General features: G+C 39.0%; 18 protein-coding genes and 2 pseudogenes. 13 read left to right on the forward strand and 7 right to left on the reverse strand.

The annotated features are described in order from the left end of the window. Together ACO1D1_RS20160 and ACO1D1_RS20165 are read right to left on the reverse strand one after the other, a co-directional pair. Positions 1-105 (reverse strand): BA3454 family stress response protein (locus ACO1D1_RS20160; RefSeq protein WP_423336876.1); only part of this gene is annotated, 105 nt, incomplete at its 3' end. Between the two features lie 227 nt (positions 106-332). Continuing rightward, on the reverse strand, positions 333-1526 hold the full coding sequence (locus ACO1D1_RS20165; protein WP_423336861.1) for a glycosyl hydrolase family 18 protein: 1194 nt from the start codon (positions 1524-1526) through the stop codon (positions 333-335). A 151-nt stretch (positions 1527-1677) separates the two neighbouring features. Between ACO1D1_RS20165 and ACO1D1_RS20170 the strand changes: the two are divergent. The 8 genes and pseudogenes from ACO1D1_RS20170 to ACO1D1_RS20205 all read left to right on the forward strand — a co-directional run bounded on the left by ACO1D1_RS20170 (position 1678) and on the right by ACO1D1_RS20205 (position 9671). Further along, positions 1678-2639: pseudogene (locus ACO1D1_RS20170) on the forward strand (rhodanese-related sulfurtransferase). Between the two features lie 150 nt (positions 2640-2789). Beyond that, the gene (gene pepF / locus ACO1D1_RS20175; protein ID WP_423336862.1) at positions 2790-4577 is read left to right on the forward strand and encodes an oligoendopeptidase F; all 1788 of its coding nucleotides are present in this window, start codon (positions 2790-2792) and stop codon (positions 4575-4577) included. Positions 4578-4733: 156 nt separating this feature from the next. Continuing rightward, positions 4734-5648 carry a hypothetical protein gene (locus ACO1D1_RS20180; RefSeq protein WP_149870308.1) on the forward strand — a complete coding sequence of 305 codons (915 nt, stop codon included), beginning with the start codon at positions 4734-4736 and terminating at the stop codon, positions 5646-5648. A gap of 27 nt (positions 5649-5675) precedes the next feature. Further along, positions 5676-6314 (forward strand): DUF4129 domain-containing protein, encoded by a 639-nt coding sequence (locus tag ACO1D1_RS20185; RefSeq protein ID WP_423336863.1) that lies wholly within the window; start codon positions 5676-5678, stop codon positions 6312-6314. Then, positions 6311-7132, forward strand: coding sequence for a DUF4350 domain-containing protein (locus ACO1D1_RS20190; protein WP_423336864.1), 822 nt, complete (start codon positions 6311-6313; stop codon positions 7130-7132). Before ACO1D1_RS20185 ends, ACO1D1_RS20190 begins: the two co-directional genes overlap by 4 nt. 172 nt (positions 7133-7304) lie before the next feature. Further along, entirely contained in the window at positions 7305-7433 is a 129-nt protein-coding gene (locus ACO1D1_RS20195) for a hypothetical protein (protein ID WP_423336865.1), read from the forward strand. Continuing rightward, positions 7433-8362 (forward strand): AAA family ATPase, encoded by a 930-nt coding sequence (locus ACO1D1_RS20200; RefSeq protein ID WP_423336877.1) that lies wholly within the window; start codon positions 7433-7435, stop codon positions 8360-8362. Before ACO1D1_RS20195 ends, ACO1D1_RS20200 begins: the two co-directional genes overlap by 1 nt. After that, on the forward strand, positions 8313-9671 hold the full coding sequence (locus tag ACO1D1_RS20205; RefSeq protein WP_423336866.1) for a DUF58 domain-containing protein: 1359 nt from the start codon (positions 8313-8315) through the stop codon (positions 9669-9671). Before ACO1D1_RS20200 ends, ACO1D1_RS20205 begins: the two co-directional genes overlap by 50 nt. Here ACO1D1_RS20205 and ACO1D1_RS20210 read toward each other — a convergent pair. Beyond that, entirely contained in the window at positions 9649-10629 is a 981-nt protein-coding gene (locus tag ACO1D1_RS20210; protein ID WP_423336867.1) for a stage II sporulation protein M, read from the reverse strand. The genes ACO1D1_RS20205 and ACO1D1_RS20210 overlap by 23 nt on opposite strands. A gap of 97 nt (positions 10630-10726) precedes the next feature. Here ACO1D1_RS20210 and ACO1D1_RS20215 point away from each other — a divergent pair, with 97 nt between their 5' ends. Continuing rightward, a complete protein-coding gene (locus tag ACO1D1_RS20215) occupies positions 10727-11530 on the forward strand; it encodes an RDD family protein (protein ID WP_423336868.1) in 804 nt (267 codons plus the stop codon). A 37-nt stretch (positions 11531-11567) separates the two neighbouring features. Here ACO1D1_RS20215 and cls read toward each other — a convergent pair whose 3' ends face one another. Beyond that, on the reverse strand, positions 11568-13019 hold the full coding sequence (cls, locus tag ACO1D1_RS20220; protein WP_423336869.1) for a cardiolipin synthase: 1452 nt from the start codon (positions 13017-13019) through the stop codon (positions 11568-11570). Positions 13020-13244: 225 nt separating this feature from the next. Here cls and ACO1D1_RS20225 point away from each other — a divergent pair, with 225 nt between their 5' ends. The 4 genes from ACO1D1_RS20225 (at position 13245) to ACO1D1_RS20240 (ending at position 16597) form a co-directional block, all read left to right on the forward strand. Continuing rightward, complete coding sequence (locus ACO1D1_RS20225; RefSeq protein WP_149870301.1) at positions 13245-13820, forward strand: GNAT family N-acetyltransferase; 576 nt, start codon at positions 13245-13247, stop codon at positions 13818-13820. Positions 13821-14083: 263 nt separating this feature from the next. Then, complete coding sequence (locus tag ACO1D1_RS20230) at positions 14084-15013, forward strand: ABC transporter ATP-binding protein (protein WP_149870300.1); 930 nt, start codon at positions 14084-14086, stop codon at positions 15011-15013. Then, on the forward strand, positions 15010-16110 hold the full coding sequence (locus tag ACO1D1_RS20235) for an ABC transporter permease (protein WP_423336870.1): 1101 nt from the start codon (positions 15010-15012) through the stop codon (positions 16108-16110). The genes ACO1D1_RS20230 and ACO1D1_RS20235 overlap by 4 nt, the downstream gene beginning before the upstream one ends. 13 nt (positions 16111-16123) lie before the next feature. Continuing rightward, positions 16124-16597, forward strand: a complete 474-nt coding sequence (locus tag ACO1D1_RS20240; RefSeq protein WP_423336871.1) for a DUF6526 family protein — start codon at positions 16124-16126, stop codon at positions 16595-16597. 135 nt (positions 16598-16732) lie between these two features. On the opposite strand, the pseudogene ACO1D1_RS20245 reads toward ACO1D1_RS20240, so the two are convergent. The 3 genes and pseudogenes from ACO1D1_RS20245 to ACO1D1_RS20255 all read right to left on the reverse strand — a co-directional run bounded on the left by ACO1D1_RS20245 (position 16733) and on the right by ACO1D1_RS20255 (position 20322). Further along, a pseudogene (locus tag ACO1D1_RS20245) lies at positions 16733-18120 on the reverse strand (aldehyde dehydrogenase). Between the two features lie 14 nt (positions 18121-18134). Then, a complete protein-coding gene (locus ACO1D1_RS20250; RefSeq protein ID WP_149870297.1) occupies positions 18135-19334 on the reverse strand; it encodes an iron-containing alcohol dehydrogenase in 1200 nt (399 codons plus the stop codon). A gap of 304 nt (positions 19335-19638) precedes the next feature. Next, the gene (locus tag ACO1D1_RS20255; RefSeq protein WP_223820774.1) at positions 19639-20322 is read right to left on the reverse strand and encodes a MarR family transcriptional regulator; all 684 of its coding nucleotides are present in this window, start codon (positions 20320-20322) and stop codon (positions 19639-19641) included. Positions 20323-20326 lie beyond the last annotated feature (4 nt).

The following is a 20326-nucleotide window of genomic DNA, read 5'->3' on the forward strand; positions in this document are numbered from 1 at the left end:
TTCAGCTATTTGGTAAATTTCTTTTTCAGGTTGGTTTTTGTTAGCAATTACATTGGTTTGATAAATTTTCCCCTTAAGTGTTACGTAAATGATATATTCATACATTTTGTTCTTTCTCCTTTCAATACCATAATGATGTGACAGTTTTAGTATACAGTCGATTTTTTAAGTTCCTATTGAGTTTATGTTAAGATTTATAAGTAAGAACCATATAAATCCCAAGTCTTTGACAAAGGTTTATATGAAGCACACTTACCTAAAGAAAAAGAGACAACCAATTTGTGTTGTCTCTTTTTCTGCTTTCCATATCATTATCATTATTTTCATTCCTATTATCTATTTTTCTTCACCGCATAATATTTAATCGGTTGATTATTTGAATCCTTCAATGCATTAAAAATAGTTCCTGTTAAACTGTGTGAACCATCTGAATCGAGCCCAACCTCCCAGATCATCATCCCTCCGAAGCCGTGATCTAGTGCCAAGGTTGTTTTCTTTTTCATTGTGGAACCGCCATTGTAATAGTAGGTTGTGCCGTTCATGCTAACTGTGTCATTTGCGGCATTAGCTGGATCTTGGTTTATGATAGCTGCGTAAGACACCTGTTTTACTTTAGGATCTTCCGGTTGGGCATAAAACGGCACACCCAATACCAATTTTTCTTTAGGCAGGTTATTTTTCTCAAACAAATCCGCCCAATAGTTTACAATTTTCTCAGTAAACGGATAGGGTGAAAGATTAGCAGCATGGTAGCCATCATCCCATTGCCCGTCATAGGCCATAATATTGACATGATCAACATCCTGAAACATTGACGGCTCATAAATGACGAAGCCAATTTCCGTTAACGTAACGGCATGAATTTTTGAATAAACTGCTATAGATAATTCTTTATTTTTTGAATGTAGTTGTGTGCTTAATTCTTTTGTAAAAGCAGCAAGATTTGCGGCATCCGCTTTTGAACGGGGATGCTCAAAATCGATATCAATCCCGTCAAGATGCTCGCTGTCTGCGATACTTGTAAGCTCATTAACTAGCTTTGATCGAGATTCAGGATTTGATATAGCAGTTTTAAAATACTCATAAGATTCACCGCCATTGATATGGAACCAGCCGCCTACTGCAAGCATTACCTTAGTATCATATTTTTCAGCGTTTTTAACGACTGTCCTTAAATTTTTTAATGAAGCATCACCATTTAGCAAAATTGCCCCATCTTTAGTTGGATGAGCGAAAGAGAAAATGACATGTGTTAATTTTGCGTAATCCACAACATTCGGGTCGCGGAAATCTTGAACATAACCAATGAGCACTTTGGACTGTGATTTTTCCACTTTTGGTACTTTTTTTGTCTGTGGCTTAATGGCTGATTTTGGTGATTCTTTTGTAATAACTGTTCTATCATTTGATTTATTAGCGGAAAATAAAACTCCTGTTAACATTCCTCCAATGAAGGCGATCGCGATTACCAGTGTTAGGAGGACAGTGCGTTCTTCATAGGATGTATTCCTCCTTAGTTTTTTCATATATGAAAATTGTATCAGAAAAATGAATGAAACTTGGCTGGTAATATTCACCTAAGCGAATATAGGAAATTCATTCATTTGAAAACCACTGCTGATTTTTGATATAGTTAATAGGTTAATGTACATTTTTATATAATGTAAGGTGGTTAATATGAATCAAGATTTTAGAGTATTATTGTATTATAAATATGTGTCAATTGAGAATCCTGAGGAAACAGCGAATGAACATCGTCAATTCTGTACGGATTTAGGCTTAAAGGGACGGATTATCATTGCCGCAGAAGGAATCAATGGGACGGTGTCAGGCTCAGTTGAACAAACTGATGCCTATATGAAGTACATGGACGAGCATCCACTATTTGCAGGAACTATATTTAAAATAGATGAAGCAACAGAGCATGCATTTAAAAAAATGAAGGTCCGTTTCAGACCTGAACTTGTTACATTGCGTTTGGAAGATGATGTCGATCCGAATTCACTTACTGGAAAGCATTTAAAGCCGAAGGAATTTTTCGAGCAAATGCAAGATGAAGATACTGTTGTTATTGATGCCCGCAATGATTATGAATATGATTTAGGCCATTTTCGCGGAGCCGTTCGTCCAGACATTTTAAATTTCCGGGATCTGCCACAATGGATCCGTGAAAATAAACAGGAATTTGAAGGCAAGAAGATTCTTACCTATTGTACTGGTGGTATCCGTTGTGAAAAATTTTCCGGCTGGTTGCTTAAAGAGGGCTTTGAAGATGTAGCTCACAGCTTGATGGCGGAATTGTCACATATGGCAAAGACCCTGAAGTACAAGGGGAGTTATGGGATGGACAGCTTTATGTGTTTGATGAGCGCATAAGTGTTCCGGTGAATCAAAAAGAGCATGTCATCGTTGGAAAAGATTATTTCAGTGGTGAGCCATGTGAACGCTACGTGAACTGTGCCAACCCGGAATGTAATAAGAAAATCCTTTGCTCAGAGGAAAATGAACATAAACATTTACGCAGCTGTTCCCATGAGTGCAGGGTTCACCCGCGCAACCGCTATGTTTTAGTACACGGCCTGAGTGAGGAAGAAGTAAATGAAAGATTAATGGCAATCGAGAAAGAAGCAGCCCTATAAAAACTTGAGGCAGGTCATTCGGTTGACCTGCCTTTATTATTGATGAACAATTAGAATTCCTACATAAAAAAAGGAAAACAATGATACATATGGAATATACTTTTGAAGGCTATTATTTAAATCTTATGTTTCATCCGAAAGGAGCATAAAATGACAACCTATACAAGCAGAAACGAAGTGCCTACGAATGAAAAATGGGACTTGGCAGATATCTATGCAGATATCAATAAATGGGAGGAAGATTATCGGCTGATTGAAGAAATAGCAGCTAAGCTTAAAAAATTTGATGGTGAAATTCATGATGGTCATTCGCTATATCAATATCTGACACAACGGGAAGAGCTATCTTTTCATTTTAATAAGGTGTACGCATATGCGATGTTGAAGGTAGATGAAAATACGAGGGAGACAGAGGCGCAAGCTTTGTTAGACCGGGCAAAACAGCTTAGTGTTAAAGTGAGCGCAGCGACCTCCTTTTTCATGCCATATTTATTAGGACTGGATGAAGAAACATTAAAAGGCTTCCTTAAAGCAGAGGCTCAACTAGATTACTTTGCTGAGGACATCTGGGAGTCGTTTCGCTACAAGACACATGTGCTAAGCAAAGAACAAGAAGAACTTCTCTCGCAATTAGGCGAGACTTTGTCGGTTCCGGGTAATACGTTTGGGATGATCAATAATGCAGATATAAAGTTTGGTGAAATTACCAGCGAAAACGGTGAACGGGTGGAACTAACCCGTGGGATGTATGCGAAGTTAATTGAGGATGAAGATCGCGAGAAGCGCCGGGAAGCCTATAAAGCATACTATCAACCTTATGTGCAATTAAAAAACTCAATTGCCTCTACACTTTCAGCAGCGATTAAAAATAATGTGACAATGGCTCGTATCCGCCACTATCCTTCCGCACTGGAAAAAGCCTTATTTGGAGATAAAGTGCCTAAAGAGGTTTATGAAAATCTTATCCAAACAACGCGAAATAATATTGCACCGCTCCATCAATACACGAGGATTCGTAAACAAAAGTTAGAACTTGAGGAGCTTCGTCAATATGATATGAGTGCCCCGCTCGTTAGCGGAGTCAAACAAGTGATTTCATATGAGGAAGCCTATGAGACGATGTGTAAAGCCCTGGCACCTTTAGGTGAGGAATATATCAAAATCTTAAGGGAGTTTAAGGACTCACGCTATATTGATGTCCGCGAGACACCGGGAAAACGTTCAGGCGCTTATAATCTGGGTGTGTACGGTGTTCATCCATATATCCTCCTTAATCACCAAGACGATTTAGATAGTTTATTTACCCTTGTACATGAATGCGGCCACGGTGTTCACAGCCAGTTGAGTTCGTTGCATCAGCCGCAAATAACAGCCCGATACAGTATTTTTGTCGCTGAGGTCGCTTCCACAGTAAACGAGGTGCTCTTGATTAACTATCTATTAAACAATGAGAAGGATCCTGATATTCGGAAGCATTTATTGAACCATTTCATTGATCAATTTAAAGGGACGTTTTTCACGCAAGTCATGTTTGCCGAATTTGAGATGAGAACCCATGAAATGGCGGAAGCCGGAAAGCCATTAAATGTTGAAGTGTTTAATCAAACATATGAAAACCTATTTCGGGATTATAATGGAGATGCAATGGTTTTTGATGAAGAGGTGAAATACGGCTGGTCAAGAATCCCACATTTTTATCGACCATTTTATGTGTATAAATACGCAACAGGTTTTGCTTCCGCAATACATTTAGCAACCAAGATTCTTGAAGGCGATGAGAATACACTGCATACCTATTTGGAATTCTTAAAAAGTGGCAGCTCTGACTATCCGCTTGAATTATTAAAAAAGACTGGCGTGGATTTAACAACTCCATTGCCAATTGAAAACTCACTCAAAAAATTTAATGAACTTGTGGAAGAGTTTTCAAAACTATAAAGAGACATCTTAGCCTAACCCCGGCGCAACTATAAAAAAACACGGGGATTAGGCTATATTTCTGCTTTTTACAATTTTCTGTCCCATATATATCTGAATAATGATAAAATTAACGGTAATAATAACCATTTTTGACATTCAAGGGGGAAGTACACATTGAACGAAAAGTTTAAAAAACCAAAAGGATTCGGTGAAATATTGGATCACACATTTAGTTTAAGTAAAAATCATTTTAAAGAATTCTTCGTGATCTTGATCATTTTTATGGGGCCTGTCTATTTGTTACAGGCGATTATTCAATATGCTTCAGGTATCAGCTTTTTTAGACAGGTAGGCCCAGGGGATAATTGGTTTGAACAAATCCTTTCGGGATTTGAAGAAACCGGTGCGATTGATTCCGGTGGTTTAGGTATGGACATTAGTTTAATCGTTGTCGGTCTATTAAGTGTAATTCTATTCCCGGTTGCAGAGGCGGCAATCCTGTTTGCGCTTCATCATATTAGGAACAATGAAGAGTTTTCAGTTGGATACGTGATTAAACAAGCCTTTTCACGCTTTTGGCCTATGCTGGGCAGCAGTATTTTGTTTGGGCTCATCGCAATTGCCATCATTGTTCTCCCCATTTTGATGGTAGTTTTCTCATTCGGTGTTTCAGCTTCAGATGGTAACATGATTTTCCTCATTTTATTCGGGATCTTGTTATTTTTTGCTGGCGCGATTGGGATTGGCCTATTATTAACCCGATGGAGTTTTTATTTTGGCTCGGTTGTACTTGATAAGACATCTCCTGGATTTACAAGAAGCTGGAGACTATCAAAAAATAGAACTTGGGTATTGATGGGACTATATATTGTGTTCTATATTATCGTTTCCATTATTGGGGCTGTCGTTCAGATGACCTTTGGTGCTTTTTTAGGAAACAGTGTGTTATTAACGATGATTTCTAATATGGCCACACTGTTTACAACAATGATTTTCTCAGTTGGCTATGGGGTGATGTATCTTGATTTAAAAACAAGACATGATGCAGATGATTTAAAAGAATTAATTGAAGACTTTAAAACAATTTAAAATAACCTATTATGTTAGGTGATGATTATGGTAGATGTAAACAAGGCACGAGATGACCTTGAAGAGATAGTAAATTCACAGGAATATAGAGTCTATTACAACGATTCTAAAGGATTGATTCAAACATGGTGGGAGCGGGCAAAAGAATGGCTGGCCGAACAACTGGAAAAACTGTTCCCAGTCATAAAATCGGCCGACAGCGCTTCCGGTCCGATTTTGATCGCGATAATTGTTATTGTTGTCATTTTAATTGCATTAGCGGCCTATTTTCTGACTCGCAATTTTAGACGGAATACGATACTGCGGAAGCAAAAACCGCTCCAATCGCTGATTGAAATCAATTGGACATTCGGACGGCATCTTGAAGAAGCTCGGAAATATGAATCTTCCTCAGACTATACATTGGCAACCCGCCATTTGTTTTTAGCTTTACTGCTTTATCTGCATGATAAAGGATGGCTTGAGGCGAGAATTTGGAAAACAAATTGGGACTACTATGATGAGCTTCGGAAAGTCGATCAACAGAATGCCGATCAATTTTATCGTCTTGCCTACTTTTTTGATGAAGTGACATACGGGGAACGTTCGGTAAGTAAACAAGAGTATATTCAATTTCAACAAGAGGCTACGCAATGGATGGGTGAAAGGAGGGAGGAGAGTAGTTGATAAAACCAAAATCAAAGGGGAAGACATGGATTTGGCTGATTGTACTCCTCATCCTATTTTTAGCCGTCAGTTACTTTTCCTTCTCACCCAAGCCGAAAGTTTATCCGGGGTATGTGTCTGACTCGCCGTCTCCTACCGGTGTAAAGGCATTTTATACATATTTAAATAAAGAAATGGATGCAAAGCGATGGAATCATTCACCTGAAATGCTGCCAAAAGGGAACGAAAGCCAATTACTTATTATGGTCGAGCCCGCTTTTATTCCGGAGAAAGAGCTTATGAAGGAATACGTTCATTTTATGGAGGCCGGAAATACGATCCTATTATTTCAAACCAATCCAAAAGGAATGTTTGATGTAAACACGGAGTTTGCGGAACAAAAGCCCTCGCCACAGGTATATGATCCGTCACATGTCACTTACCGGGCAGATATCAGTTCTGATATTCGTTTACAGAGTACGAAAGAAGATGAGCTCTTACTGGATAATAGCAAGGAAACGATAGCGCTCAAACGTACATATGGGAAAGGGTATTTGATTGTGGCAATAGCGCCAGAATGGACGACAAATGATAAAATTTTAAAACATGATCATTTACCACTCCTTTTATATCTTTTGAATGAAAGTAATGCAAAGACCTACTTGTTTGATGAGTACGTTCATGGCGGGGAGAATGCCTCCTCTATTTTGACCGTCTACCCGATGTGGTTTTTGCTGTTTGTTATACAGGGAATCCTAGTCATGATCCTTTGGTTATGGCTGAAAAGGGAAACGATTCGGGCCTATTTTCATTCCCAGAGAAGAATCGATTCGGTTTAGTGATGAGGGTATCCAGGCTATTGCTGCATGGTACTTAAGAGGAAAACAATATCATGATTCATTACTGATTCAAGCAGATTATCTGAAGCTGCTATTACAAGAACGCTGGCGAATTCCATATAAAAGGGAATGGCAGGATTTATCGAGTTATTTTGAAAAAAAATGGACTCGAATGCCTGCTGGTGAGATTAAGTCTTTTCTCACCGGATTGGTTACCATCCTTGAAAAAGATAAAATCAGTAAGCAGGAATACCTATTATGGTCGAGAAAACTGGAGCAATTAAGAAAAGAGGTTGAATGATGAAAACAGAATTAATTTCTTTTTTAGAAAAATATGAGGAGCGGATTATCGGTCAGAGTCTGAATCTAAGGCTTTTGTTATCGGCCGTTTTAAGCGGTGGCCATGTGTTGCTGGAAGGTGTACCGGGTACAGGTAAAACACAAATGGTGCGGACGCTTGCAAGTTTACTTGGCGGAAGCTTTAACCGCATTCAGTTTACTCCAGATTTACTGCCAAGTGATATTACCGGAAGCATGATTTATAACATGAAAGAAAGCACGTTTCAAACATTGAAGGGGCCAATATTTACCAATATCCTGCTTGCAGATGAAATTAATCGTACTCCTGCAAAGACCCAGGCGGCATTATTGGAAGCTATGGAAGAAAAACAGGTGACGATCCAAGGAGAAACGTATCCATTACCGAAAGTATTCTTTGTTGTTGCCACGCAAAACCCGATTGAATTTGAAGGGACCTATCCACTTCCGGAAGCGCAGCAGGATCGTTTCTTGTTTAAGTTGAAAATAGATTTTCCTGCCTTCGAGGAAGAGAAGTATGTGCTAAAGCAAGTCATAGAAAATAGCTTTTATGAAAAGCCCCTTGCTTCAATTTTAGACATGGATACTTTTTTACGAATTAGAAATGAAATTTCAAAAGTGACGGTTAGTGATAATGTATTGGACTATACGATGCAGATTGTCAGGAAAACACGAGATTCCGAAACTATTCGCTTTGGTGCCAGTACAAGGGCAGGGATCTCAATTGGAAAAGCGGCACAATCATGGGCATACCTGGCCGGACGGGATTATGTGACACCCGATGATATTAAAATGGTTGCTAAGCCAGCATTACGACATAGGATTCAGTTATCCCCGCATGTAGAATTGGAGGGAGCAACCGTTGACCAAATCATTGAAGAGCTTGTGGGCTCGGTTCCTGTTCCAAGATAGAGGAATCCTGCCGACGAAACGGCTAATACTGCTTTATCTTGTTCTTTCACTTGCATTCATAATAGCGACGGTTTGGGGAATGTCGTGGGCGTATATCATTACAATCAATATACTAGTATTTTTTGTTAGTCTTGTAGATTTACTATTTTCTCCGAAAAAAAGTCAGCTAACCTTTCAACGAACTATGGCTGATGAAATAGAACGAGGTATTTCCTATGAGGTAAAGATTCAGCTGAAGAATACTTCCCCCTATTCGTTTACATACCGGATGATCGATGGATTACCACAGTCCTTCGCACGACCCTTTCCTCTCCATGGAACTGGCTCAAAGGATTCGACCATGGAGATTTCATATGACACCATTGCCCATATAAGAGGAAAGTACACAATCGATAAGGTATACTTTCGCTATTGTAGTCTTTTAGGATTATGGGAGAAGCAAACGACTGTTGAAATAAGGAATACGGTAAAGGTTATACCCGATTTAACCGAGACAAAGCAATATTTAGAAAATGCTCAGCAATTTTTAAAATATGAAGGGTTGAAAATTCGCAGGCAGCGCAGTGGTGTTGGGGATTTTTCGAAGATTAGAAGTTATGTCGTCGGGGATGATCCCCGCAAAATTAACTGGAGGCAAACAGCAAAATTACGTGAAGTAATGACAAATGAATACGAACCGGAGCATGGAAAGTATATAACCATTTTAATAGATTGCGGCAGAATGATGGGCGCGGAAATGAAGAAGGGCAATCGTTTGGAGAAATCGTTGGAAGCGGCAATGACGGTTACGGCTGCGGCTCTCCAAAAAGGTGACTATGTTTCTGTCCTTGCCTTTTCAAAGGATATTAAGGTGTTTGTACCACCAGCAAAAGGATTGGCGCACCTGCAAACAATCCTGAAAGCAATCTATGATGTTAAAGTAGATGCCGCTGAGTCCAATTATGCAGCCGTTCTGCAATACCTAGAATTGGTTCAAAAGAAACGGAGTTTGTTGTTACTCTTTAGTGATGTGAGAACTTTCCTTCATGAGGAAAGTGCCCTCATCCTATTGAAGAGACTTCGGCAGAGGCATTTATTTTTCATGATTGGAATAGAGGATCAAACGTTGAATAAAAGGGTCAATGGGGAGCCAAGTACAGTACATGCAGCGATGGTGAAAAGTATTGCCCAACAGCAGCTGCTATTGAAGAAACGGGAAAAAAGCAAATGGGAAAAACAAGGCCTCCAAATGATCGAGGCCCGGGAAGAAAAATTGGCAACTGCCGCTGTTTCTCATTATATTGATATTATGAATCAAAATCTTCTATAGTGTTGGTTTTACTTAGCTTTACTTTTCCGATGACCACATAAAGAACTAATCCAATCACTGTTAGGAAAGCAACAATATACTTTGCTTCCAATGAAATATCCGCCGGGGTGATGAAACCTTCAATTACTCCGGCAATGACAAACAGCGGTATGGTCCCAAGCAGGAGCTGGACCGAGCGTTTCGCATGATGTTTTAATTGATAACCCCTAGTATAATGACCTGGAATGAACAGTTTATAGCCCATTAACAACCCGGCACCGCCGGCAATAAAAATCGCTGTAAGCTCAATCATCCCATGGGGAACGATAAACGCCCAAAAATCATAGGATTTCTCGTGATGCCAGAAAAGGGCAGCGAGTGCTCCTACAAGAATGCCATTGTAGATGAGCAAATACACCGTTACAAGCCCAAATGTAATCCCTCCGGCAAAAGCAAAAATGGCTACCTTGATATTGTTGGTCATAATACTTGCAGACATAAGTGAGGAGTCGATTGCACCATTGGCCTTTCCAATTTGGTCAGGGTTTACGCCTTGGGCAATTTCTGCCGGCAGGATGGCATAGATGTGTAGAGGGTCATTCACGACCGCGACAAAACTGCCAACCGCACCAATTACGAATAGAATCATCGCGGCAACGACAAACTTCCATTGCTCTACTAATAAGCCAATAAATTGGCTGCTGAAAAAATGGCGAATTTGTTTGAAACTAGATACTTGATCTTTGTACAACAGGTTATGTGCCTTTGAAACAAGTCCATTTAAGTATTGTGTTACCTCGTCATTGGGAAAGTATGTTTGACTAAATGAAAGGTTCTGGGCTGTCTTTTGATAGAGCCGGTTGTATTGTGTGATCGTTTCACCAGTAATGGATTTTCGGCGCTTACTCATCATTCCGATTAACTGTTCTAGCTGTTGCCATTCTTCTCGATGCATTTTGACAAATTGTTTTAAATTCATTTTGACACCTTCTTTTTGCTCTATTCTCCTTATTATAGTAATTTTGTAGAAAAATAGAAACACCAATAGAAAAAATCAACGGTGTAATGGAGGATTTATGAATCAAGACCAATTAAATATTAAAACACCTGAATATGTTTCGATTCAGTTTCAGCTTGCCGGGTTAGGCAGCAGGGCTGCAGCTTTTATTATTGATCAATTACTATTAATGGTTGTCAATATTTTAACATTAGTTGTGCTATATTTTGTGATGGACGGACTGTCATCCATGCCCTTTTTTCTCATGGAGAGTTCGCTTCCGATTGCGATTACGATTATTATTTTGTTTATTGTGAACTGGGGATACTTTTTTGCCCTTGAATATTTTTACGGGGGAAGGACCCTTGGGAAGAAGCTGGTCGGTATTCGAGTCATTCAAGAAAATGGGCACAGTATCACATTATTATCCAGCTTCATCCGGAATCTTATCCGCATTATTGATTCGTTGCCGACTGCCTATTTTCTTGGAATTGTCATGATCTTTTTTCATTCGAAGCATAAACGGCTTGGGGATCTTGTCGCTGGTACGATTGTTGTACATGAGCGGAAGGCGAAGCGGAAGAAGAAACTTACACCTATTGAAAAAGAAATTGAAAATCGCGGTCTCACCAAGAATGATCTGTTCCTGGATGAATGGACGTTGAAATCGCTGGGGATGAAAGAGTGGAAGCTTATAAGCACGTATGTAAGCCGCTTTCATCAAGTACCATTTGAGGAGAAAAGTCTTCTCACCAAACAAATTGCTGACATCCTGTTTCCGAAAATCGGGGTGGAAGTCTTCGGAAAATTAGAAAGTGAATTAGAAGATACACTTCTAGTCCTTTTTTTGCTTCTACAGGAAGAATGGGAATTTGAACTGTAAAAAAACTCGGCACTTCAATAGAGGTGCCGAGTTTTCCTTATAAAATGGGTGATAGAAGCCGTGTTATCGCTTCTTTTAATTTATTTATTAAGGGACGCTCTGTATATCTTGTTATTGTTAATTCAGAGCTATCCTGGCAATCTTGCTGGAATAAAGTATGAAGTTTTTTTGCTGCCTTTTCATCAAACAAAACGGCATTCACTTCAAAATTTAATCGAAAGCTTCGTGTGTCGATGTTGGCAGTCCCCACAGAAGCTACCTCTTGATCCACTACAATCGTTTTCGCATGGATGAAGCCTTTCTCGTATAGATAGATTTTTGCTCCGTAATCAATTAATTCTCCGGCGTAGGACAAGGTTGCCCAATAAACGATAGGGGAATCGCCCTTACTTGGGATCATGATACTGACATCAACACCTGAGAGCAGGGCAATTTTACAGGCATCCATAAAACTGGCATCCGGAACAAAATAGGGTGTTTGTATGTATACGGTTCTTTTAGCCGACATAATCAGTTTAATATAAGCATTTTTAATATGTTCCGTTTCAGAGTTTGGACCGCTCGCAATAATCTGAACAGGAGTGTTCCCTAAAGGTTTTTCCACAGGAACAGAATAGGGCTCAAGATTCAACTTATTCTTTGCGGAATAATTCCAGTCTAACAGGAATCTTCCTTGTATTTGATTAACGGATTCACCTTGAACACGTAAATGGGTGTCGCGCCAGTAGCCGAACTTTTTATCCAATCCTAGATATTCATTTCCAATATTAAAGCCGCCGATATAGGCAATCTTTCGGTCGATGATGCAAAGCTTCCGGTGATTTCGATTATTAATCCGGAAATTGATTAATTTAAGGAATGATGGGAAGAAGACCTCGACTTCGCCGCCGTATTGAATAAGTTCTTTAAAAAAACCGGGAGAAATCCTTTTAGAACCAATTTCGTCATAGAGAATTCGGACCTTGACACCTTCCATCGCCTTTTTTGTCAGTTCATCCCGCAGCCTTTTTCCAAGGGAATCCCGTTGTATAATGTAATATTGAAGATGGATCTCCTCTCGTGCCTTTCGAATGTCCTCAAACAAAGAGTGAAATTTTTCATGGCCATCACTGAAAATCTCAATTTCGTTGTACATGGAAAGAAGCGCATTGGAGGAGTTCAGGTTCATTAAGAGTAAATCTGAATGTTTTGTGAGCAGTTTACGGTCGAAAAACCTCCTGTTCTCCAGCTGTTGAATTTGTTCGTCTACAGTTGTTTGAAGATAGTTTCTTTCTTCAGATGATAACCGGTAAAAATTTTTCTGTTTTAATTGCCTTCCTAGAAACAAATAGACAATAAAGCCGACGATTGGAATGAAGAAAAGAACCATCAGCCAGGCCCAAGTAGAACCAATATCCCTTCGTTCTATAAACACAACTACACCCGCAAGCACAATATTGCCGATGAGAACAATGGTTACCAGCAGTGTCGTTACATTTGTCACATACATACGAAAAATTCTCCTCTTTTAGTTACAAGTCTTTTAGTAAATCTTACCTGAATTGGTTGGACTTTAAAAGGAATATGACGTGTACCAGGTCGTTATGAATATTTTTATCCGAACCATGAAGGATGAGCAGTTGAATCCAATACGAAACTCAAATAGTGAAGTACAGTATTAAATCCGAAAAATAACACATACTTCCATTATGAAATTTACAAAAGGAGTATGGGTATGCATTGGTATGAAAAGTTGAATCAATATTTTCCAGTTGAAGAGATGAAATCAAGAGAGCATATGGAAACCTTACTGAAAGAACGGTCTGAGATCTATCATAAAGATGAAGGACCCAATCATGTTCTAATGTATGTGGAGCTTGACAATTTTGTCTTTATTGATTATCTCTTCGTGTCGAAAAACGCCCGTGGTCAGGGGCTTGGTCATAAATTGATGGAAAAGATGAAAAGCAAAGGGAAACCAATCATTCTTGAAGTAGAACCAGTCAATTATGAAGACAGTGATACGGAAAAAAGGCTGCGGTATTATAAACGTGAGGGGTTCGAGCATGCGAAGTCCATCGGATATGAGAGAAGGTCGCTCGCAACAAATGAGATTAATAAAATGGAAATCCTTTATTGGGCACCAAATAACGAATCTGAAGAAATGATCTTTGCCGCGATGAAAAAAACATACGATATGATTCATACCTATAGAGACCAACACTTCTACGGCGAATCCTATCAGCCGGTTGACGAGGTACTGACATTTAACGAAGGACCAAAGAATGAGAATATTTTAGATAATTTGTGATAAAAAACCTTGAGTACTTGATAATGTACTCAAGGTTTTTTCATTTAACCCAAAGATTACTTCATAAAAAAGCTTAATTTTTTAAGTCTAATTGCATTGGTATTTGTTTTTCATTCTAGAGGAATAAATTGATTTTTGTAGAATAATGGTATTTAGAGCAGTTTTTTAACACAAACAAGTAGGGATACAAACTTCTAAAGAAAAAAGATTAATTGAAGTGGGCATCATGTACGGTTAATTATGGATAATATGGAGTGTGAAAGATGGATTCTCATGAAGAAATCATTCAAGTTATGAATCTAGTGAAAAAATATGGCGATTTCACGGCGGTAAAGGGGATAGAATTTCAGGTTCATAAGGGAGAGGTTTTCGGTCTGCTCGGTCCAAATGGTGCAGGTAAAACAACAGCATTAGAAATGCTGGTAGGACTTAGAAAACCCGATCAAGGTACAGCGATGGTAGGCGGATTTGACATCATGCGGGAACTAAAAAAGGTGAAAGAGGTCATCGGTGTACAATTACAATCGACCTCAATTTTTGACCTCCTGACGGTAGAAGAAATCTTACATTTGTATGGAAGCTTTTATCCAAAACAGGTTTCGATTTCTTCCTTAATTAAGGAAATGTTACTGGATGATAAAAGAAAAAGTCGCATAAAAAGTTTATCAGGAGGACAGAAACAACGACTAGCCATTGCCTTAGCTCTGGTACATGATCCATGGATTATTTTCTTAGATGAACCAACAACAGGGCTTGATCCGCAGGCACGAAGGATGTTATGGGATATAATCCTTCACTTAAAAGCGAAAGGAAAAACCATTGTGTTAACTACCCATTATATGGATGAAGCACATGTGTTATGTGATCGAATTGCGATTATGAATCAAGGAGAATTAATTGCCTTAGACACACCGTCCCAGCTTGTTAAAAATCTGCATTCAGATAGTGCAGTTGAGTTTCGTTTTGAGAATGAATCCACTGAAATTGATTTATATAAAATAGAAGCAGTAAAACAGGTAAGGAAGCAAAAAGAAGTGTATGTTTTATATACTGACGAACTTCAAATTACTTTAACCAGCTTGATTCAGATTGCCACAGATAAGCAACTGAAATTAACAGATTTGCAAACTCGTACAGCTACATTAGAAGATGTGTTCATACATATGACCGGAAGGGGATTAAGAGAGGGATGAGGGCTTACTGGCAGCTATCGTTATCGCAGTTACGGATTTTCCTTCGAAATAGGCAGGTCTTGTTTTGGACGCTGGCATTTCCGATTTTCCTCATGGTTATCATGGGTTCATTTTTAGGAAATGGAAATGGAATTTCATTAACGATTGGTGTTGTCGATCAAGACCAATCCATTCAATCAAACGAGTTTTTAACCGCTTTAATGAAAAACAAAGCCATAGACATAAAAATGGAAAAGAGCGAAAATAAGGCGTTAAACAAATTGAAAAAAGATGATTTACAACTAGTTGTCATCATACCAAAAGGATACGACGCTGGCTTAAGTGGCACACCAGCTAAAACAACACCTTACTTACTCCCCGTTTACTATAATGAAACGAACATTACTGCTTCACAAGTCGGTCTTCAGATCGTAAATAATATCATCGATGGTATTAGCAAAGAGAAGGTGGCTTATCAACCAGTAGTTGTTATGGATATGAAGGGAGTCGAAACGCTAAATTTAAAGTATATTGATTTCTTAGTGCCGGGGATTGTGGCGATGATGATAATGAGTAACAACATGAATGGAGTTGCCGGTCAAATTGCCGCCTGGAGAGAGCGGGGAATATTAAGAAGGATGCAAGGAACTACGTTAAAAGCTTCCACGTTTATTGCAGCGCAAATTACCGCTAGACTTGTCTTAAATGGCATCCAAGCGCTGATTGTTCTAGGGGTGGCCAATCTAATTTTTGATGTTGAAGTCCGCGGGTCGTGGTTTACCTTAATCAGTTTTGTGATATTAGGGACGCTCGCTTTTATGGCGATTGGATTTATTATCGCCGGCATTGCCAAAACACCGGAAAGTGCAGCACCAATTGCCGGTTTTCTATCGTTTCCGATGCTATTTTTGGGAGGTGTGTTTTTCCCGATAAAAAACATGCCTGAATTTCTACAACCAATTGTGCAAATTTTACCCATTGCCCATCTTAGCCACGCTTTAAGAGAGACGATGAATGTAGGAGCATCGTTTCTGAGCTTAGGGACAGAGGCTTTGATTTTGGGTGGCTGGCTTGTAGGAGCATTTATTATTGCCAGCTATACATTTAAATGGGAATAATTACAGGCTTATTTTGAATAGGAATGAAAAGAGGACAGTAAAGGAGGAAAAAATGCCAAATCAAGAATATAAATCTCATGTACGAGTGCACCCAATTTATCATTATGTTTTACAGATATTACTATTGGGAACATTAATAACTACTATTGTTTTTCTAGTTCGTTCGATTAATCAGGAGGAAAACATTCTTCTATCTGTTATCCTATTTTTGATGGTGTTAATCATGATCATCGTTGCCGTACTTTTAAGATTTTACCCATTAAAGGCTCAAGATCGTGCTATACGAGCGGAAGAGAACCTTCGTTCTTATATTTTAACGGGAGAGTTGTTAGATGCTAGACTCAGTATTGCGCAAGTGGTAGCTTTACGTTTTGCAAGCGACAAGGAACTTCCAGCATTAAGTAAACGGGCTGCAATGGAAAATCTAAAGCCGGATGAAATTAAGAAAGCTATAACAAATTGGCGAGCAGACCATAATCGAATCTAAATCTAGAAAAACACGTTTGATTTTATTTCAGACGTGTTTTAATTATTCGTAACCGTATTGAGATTAAATAAAAACAAGGGGTAAAACCATCGAGTACATAGTGATGGACTTAATGGTTTTTCTCGTTCACCGCGGTTATTTCATAAAAAGCTTTATTTTTTGAAGGCCATTCTTCACATTCGGATAGCGGAACGGGATATCGAATAAATTCGTTTGTTTGAGAACGCTTTTTTGATGGGAAAAGGTATCAAAGTTGCCTTTTCCATGATAGGCGCCAATTCCGCTATTTCCGACACCTCCAAAGGGAAGATAGGGGGAGGCAAAGTGATAGACCGTGTCGTTTACACAGCCGCCGCCAAAAGAGACGCTGTTTAGGACTTCCTGTTGTACATCGTTATTTTCTGTAAAAATATAGAGGGCGAGCGGTTTCGGATGACGATGAATTCCTTCAAATACCTCTGACAGAGAATCGTATTCAAGGACAGGAAGGATGGGCCCAAATATCTCATCCTGCATAATCGGATCCTCCCAAGTGACATTGTTAAAACTGTCGGCTCAATGGCAAGTTTTTCTTTATTAGCGCTTCCGCCAAAATACTGTTTCCCGTTATCTAAAAAGGTTGATAATCGATCAAAATGCCTTTCACTGACGATTCTAGTGAAATTTGCATTATTTAATGGCTCGCGACCGTACAATTCAAACGTTGTTTCCTTGAATTGCTTAAGAAATTGCTCCTTAATACTTTTATGAAGATACAAATAATCCGGGGCGATGCAGGTTTGTCCGGCGTTGGTGAATTTTCCCCAGGCAATCCGCTTGGCTGCTAGTTTTATATTTGCATCTTCATGCACGATACATGGGCTTTTTCCGCCCAGTTCTAATGTCACAGGGGTTAAATGTTTTGCTGCCGCCTCCATAATGATTTTTCCAACAGGGACACTTCCCGTAAAAAATATATAATCAAATGTTTCATTGAGAAGTGCTTGGCTAGTTTCCACTCCGCCTTGGACAACGGTAATGTACTCTACAGGGAATAGATCACTAATCAGTTTCCCTAATACCTCCGATGTTCTTGGCGTCAATTCTGAAGGCTTAATGACCGCACAATTTCCCGCTGCAATAGCACCGATTAACGGAGCAATTGCCAATTGAAAAGGGTAATTCCAAGGGGCGATAATCAGTGTTACACCATAGGGTTCTGAAAAAATATAACTTTTCGAGCCAATATGAGTAATGGGCGTTTTTACCCTCTTAGGCTTCACCCAAGAACGTAAATGCTTAATGGTGAATCGTAATTCTTCAAGAACAAATCCAATTTCAGAGGTGTAGGCATCAAATTCAGATTTATTTAAATCTGCCCTTAAGGCATCCATTAACACTTGCTCATTATTTTTAATTGCATTTCTTAACTTTTGAAGTGCATCTAGACGGTAAAGCAGATCTTTTGGTGTTTCCGTTCGAAAAAATGATTTTTGCTTAGCTAGTAAAGAACTGTAATTTTCCATTTCAGTAACCACCTTCATTCTTTGGTATCCCGTTAATCTTTTATTAAATGGTAAAGAGAAAATAGATCAACTTTATTTAAAATCCTTGGTACAGGATACAATGGGTTAGCTTCTTTAATTGCACGTTCCACCATTAACGGTATATCACTATCGACGATCCCGCTTACTTTTTTCGGAATCGCCATACTCGCATTTAGCTTCTTTATTGCCTCAATAAACTTAACTGCCTTGTGCTCAATGTCATCTGCCGGTTCACCAATCCCAACTAATTCTGCCAGCTCAGCCAATGGTTTGTGAATGGATTCCCCGTAGTATTCAAGGACATATGGGAGGATAATCGCATTAGCAAGGCCATGGGGGACAGAATAAAATCCACCCAGAGTATGGGCGATTGCATGGACATACCCAACATATGCCCGTGTAAAAGCCATCCCAGCCAAATAAGCCGCTTTTTGCATGTTCGTCCGTGCGTGAATATTTGTCCCGTTCGAATAGGACTCATAGAGATTTTCAAAGATTAATGTAATCGCGTCTTTACTATATTGGGTTGTTTCCTTTGTGTTACTTTTGCCAATGTAGGCTTCGACAGCATGCGTTAATGCATCAATCCCTGTTGCGGCTGTAATATGTGGTGGTAGATTAACGATCAGCAAGGGATCAAGGACAGCATAATGTGGAATGAGCGATGTATCCATTATGGCATATTTTTCATGTGTCTCGCTATTGGATACAACTGCAGCTAATGTTGCTTCACTTCCTGTACCGGCTGTGGTGGGAATGGCAAACAGGGGAGGCATCTTTTTTAGTACCTTTAATACACCCTTCATCTGGGGAATGGTTTTATTTGGCCTTGCTGTTCGGGCACCGACACCCTTGGCACAATCCATTGGTGATCCGCCGCCAAACGCAACTATGCCCTTACAATTGTTTGCGGTATACATTTGATACGCTTCCTCAATATTTTCAATCGTAGGATTTGGAACAGTTTTGTCGTAAATATAATAGTCAATTCCTTCCATACGCAAGTTATTTAGAAAATTGTCCATGAGACCAACCGACATGATTCCTTGATCGGTTACAATTAAAACGCATTCAACATTTTTCTGTTTTATTAATTTCGGCAGTTCTTTTAAACTGTTTTCTCCCTCTAACAGCTCAGGTTCCCGCCAAGGCATGAGGGAGGATGCCATTTTCATCACCTTCTGAAAAGACCTGCAATATACTTTATACATAACATGACCTCACTTTTAAAAAAAATTAATGTAGCTAATTTACTGCAGTCTATGATGTATGTAATCTATCAACGAGAGACACAAAAAACCCAAAAAGAGCGGTGAAGACACCCAAAAAACCCAAAAACATATACCACTTATATACCGTATTTAAATAAGGTATGTCAAGAATAATATTATGAATAGAATAAAAATTCTGAAAATAATAGTTATTCTTTGAGAAAATTCACGAATAAATGCCCAGGAAAAATAAAAAGTCACCCTATAAGTCAGGCTGACCAAAAAAAGAGAAGGAAAATGAAAGTTAGCTTTGTCTAATGAATTCAACTAATAAATCCAATTCTGCAGAATGGAGCTGATTGGTATTATCAAAAAACTGCTGGACCAATGTGATCATTTCAGGGCTTAATTCTTCCCCGACAGACTGGATGATCATTCCAACAACGGCACCAACGAATACTGTGAGCTGTACGTTTTGTTTCTTTGAAGCATTAATCATATTGACGGTTAAATCTTTTATCGAATCTCCAAGACTATTCAAATATAAAATGAGGATGCAAAGGAAGTAAGCACAAAATTCCAGTTTTACATCGACTGTTTTCATTTGTTCTAAAATATCATTAATCCCATCCATCAAAGGGAGCTGCTGTTTTCTTTCTATTAAGTCATGTACCTTTTGGAGAATCTGTTCCCATTCATCCGGATTCGAAATTTCTCTTCTTTCCCTTTGAAACAGATGATCAGCGATTTCTGTCGGGGAGAAGACAACAACGGATCGTCCTGTTTCATTTTCGTTTGCAGCATAAGCTCTTTTTAAAAGACCTTGACTTTCCAAACTCTTTAACACATCATAGGCCGTCCATTTACTCACACCAATGGCTTCTGCCACCTCTGAATAATGGACAGGGAGATTGGTACTCTGGTATTGACGCCAAATTTGGTCTAAAAATTCCCTTCTTCTTTTCGTTAACGAAATCGTAGCAGCCACCACC

Origin of the sequence: Neobacillus sp. 19, assembly GCF_049463095.1 — a bacterium.
In the GTDB taxonomy this organism is placed as follows: domain Bacteria; phylum Bacillota; class Bacilli; order Bacillales; family Cytobacillaceae; genus Neobacillus.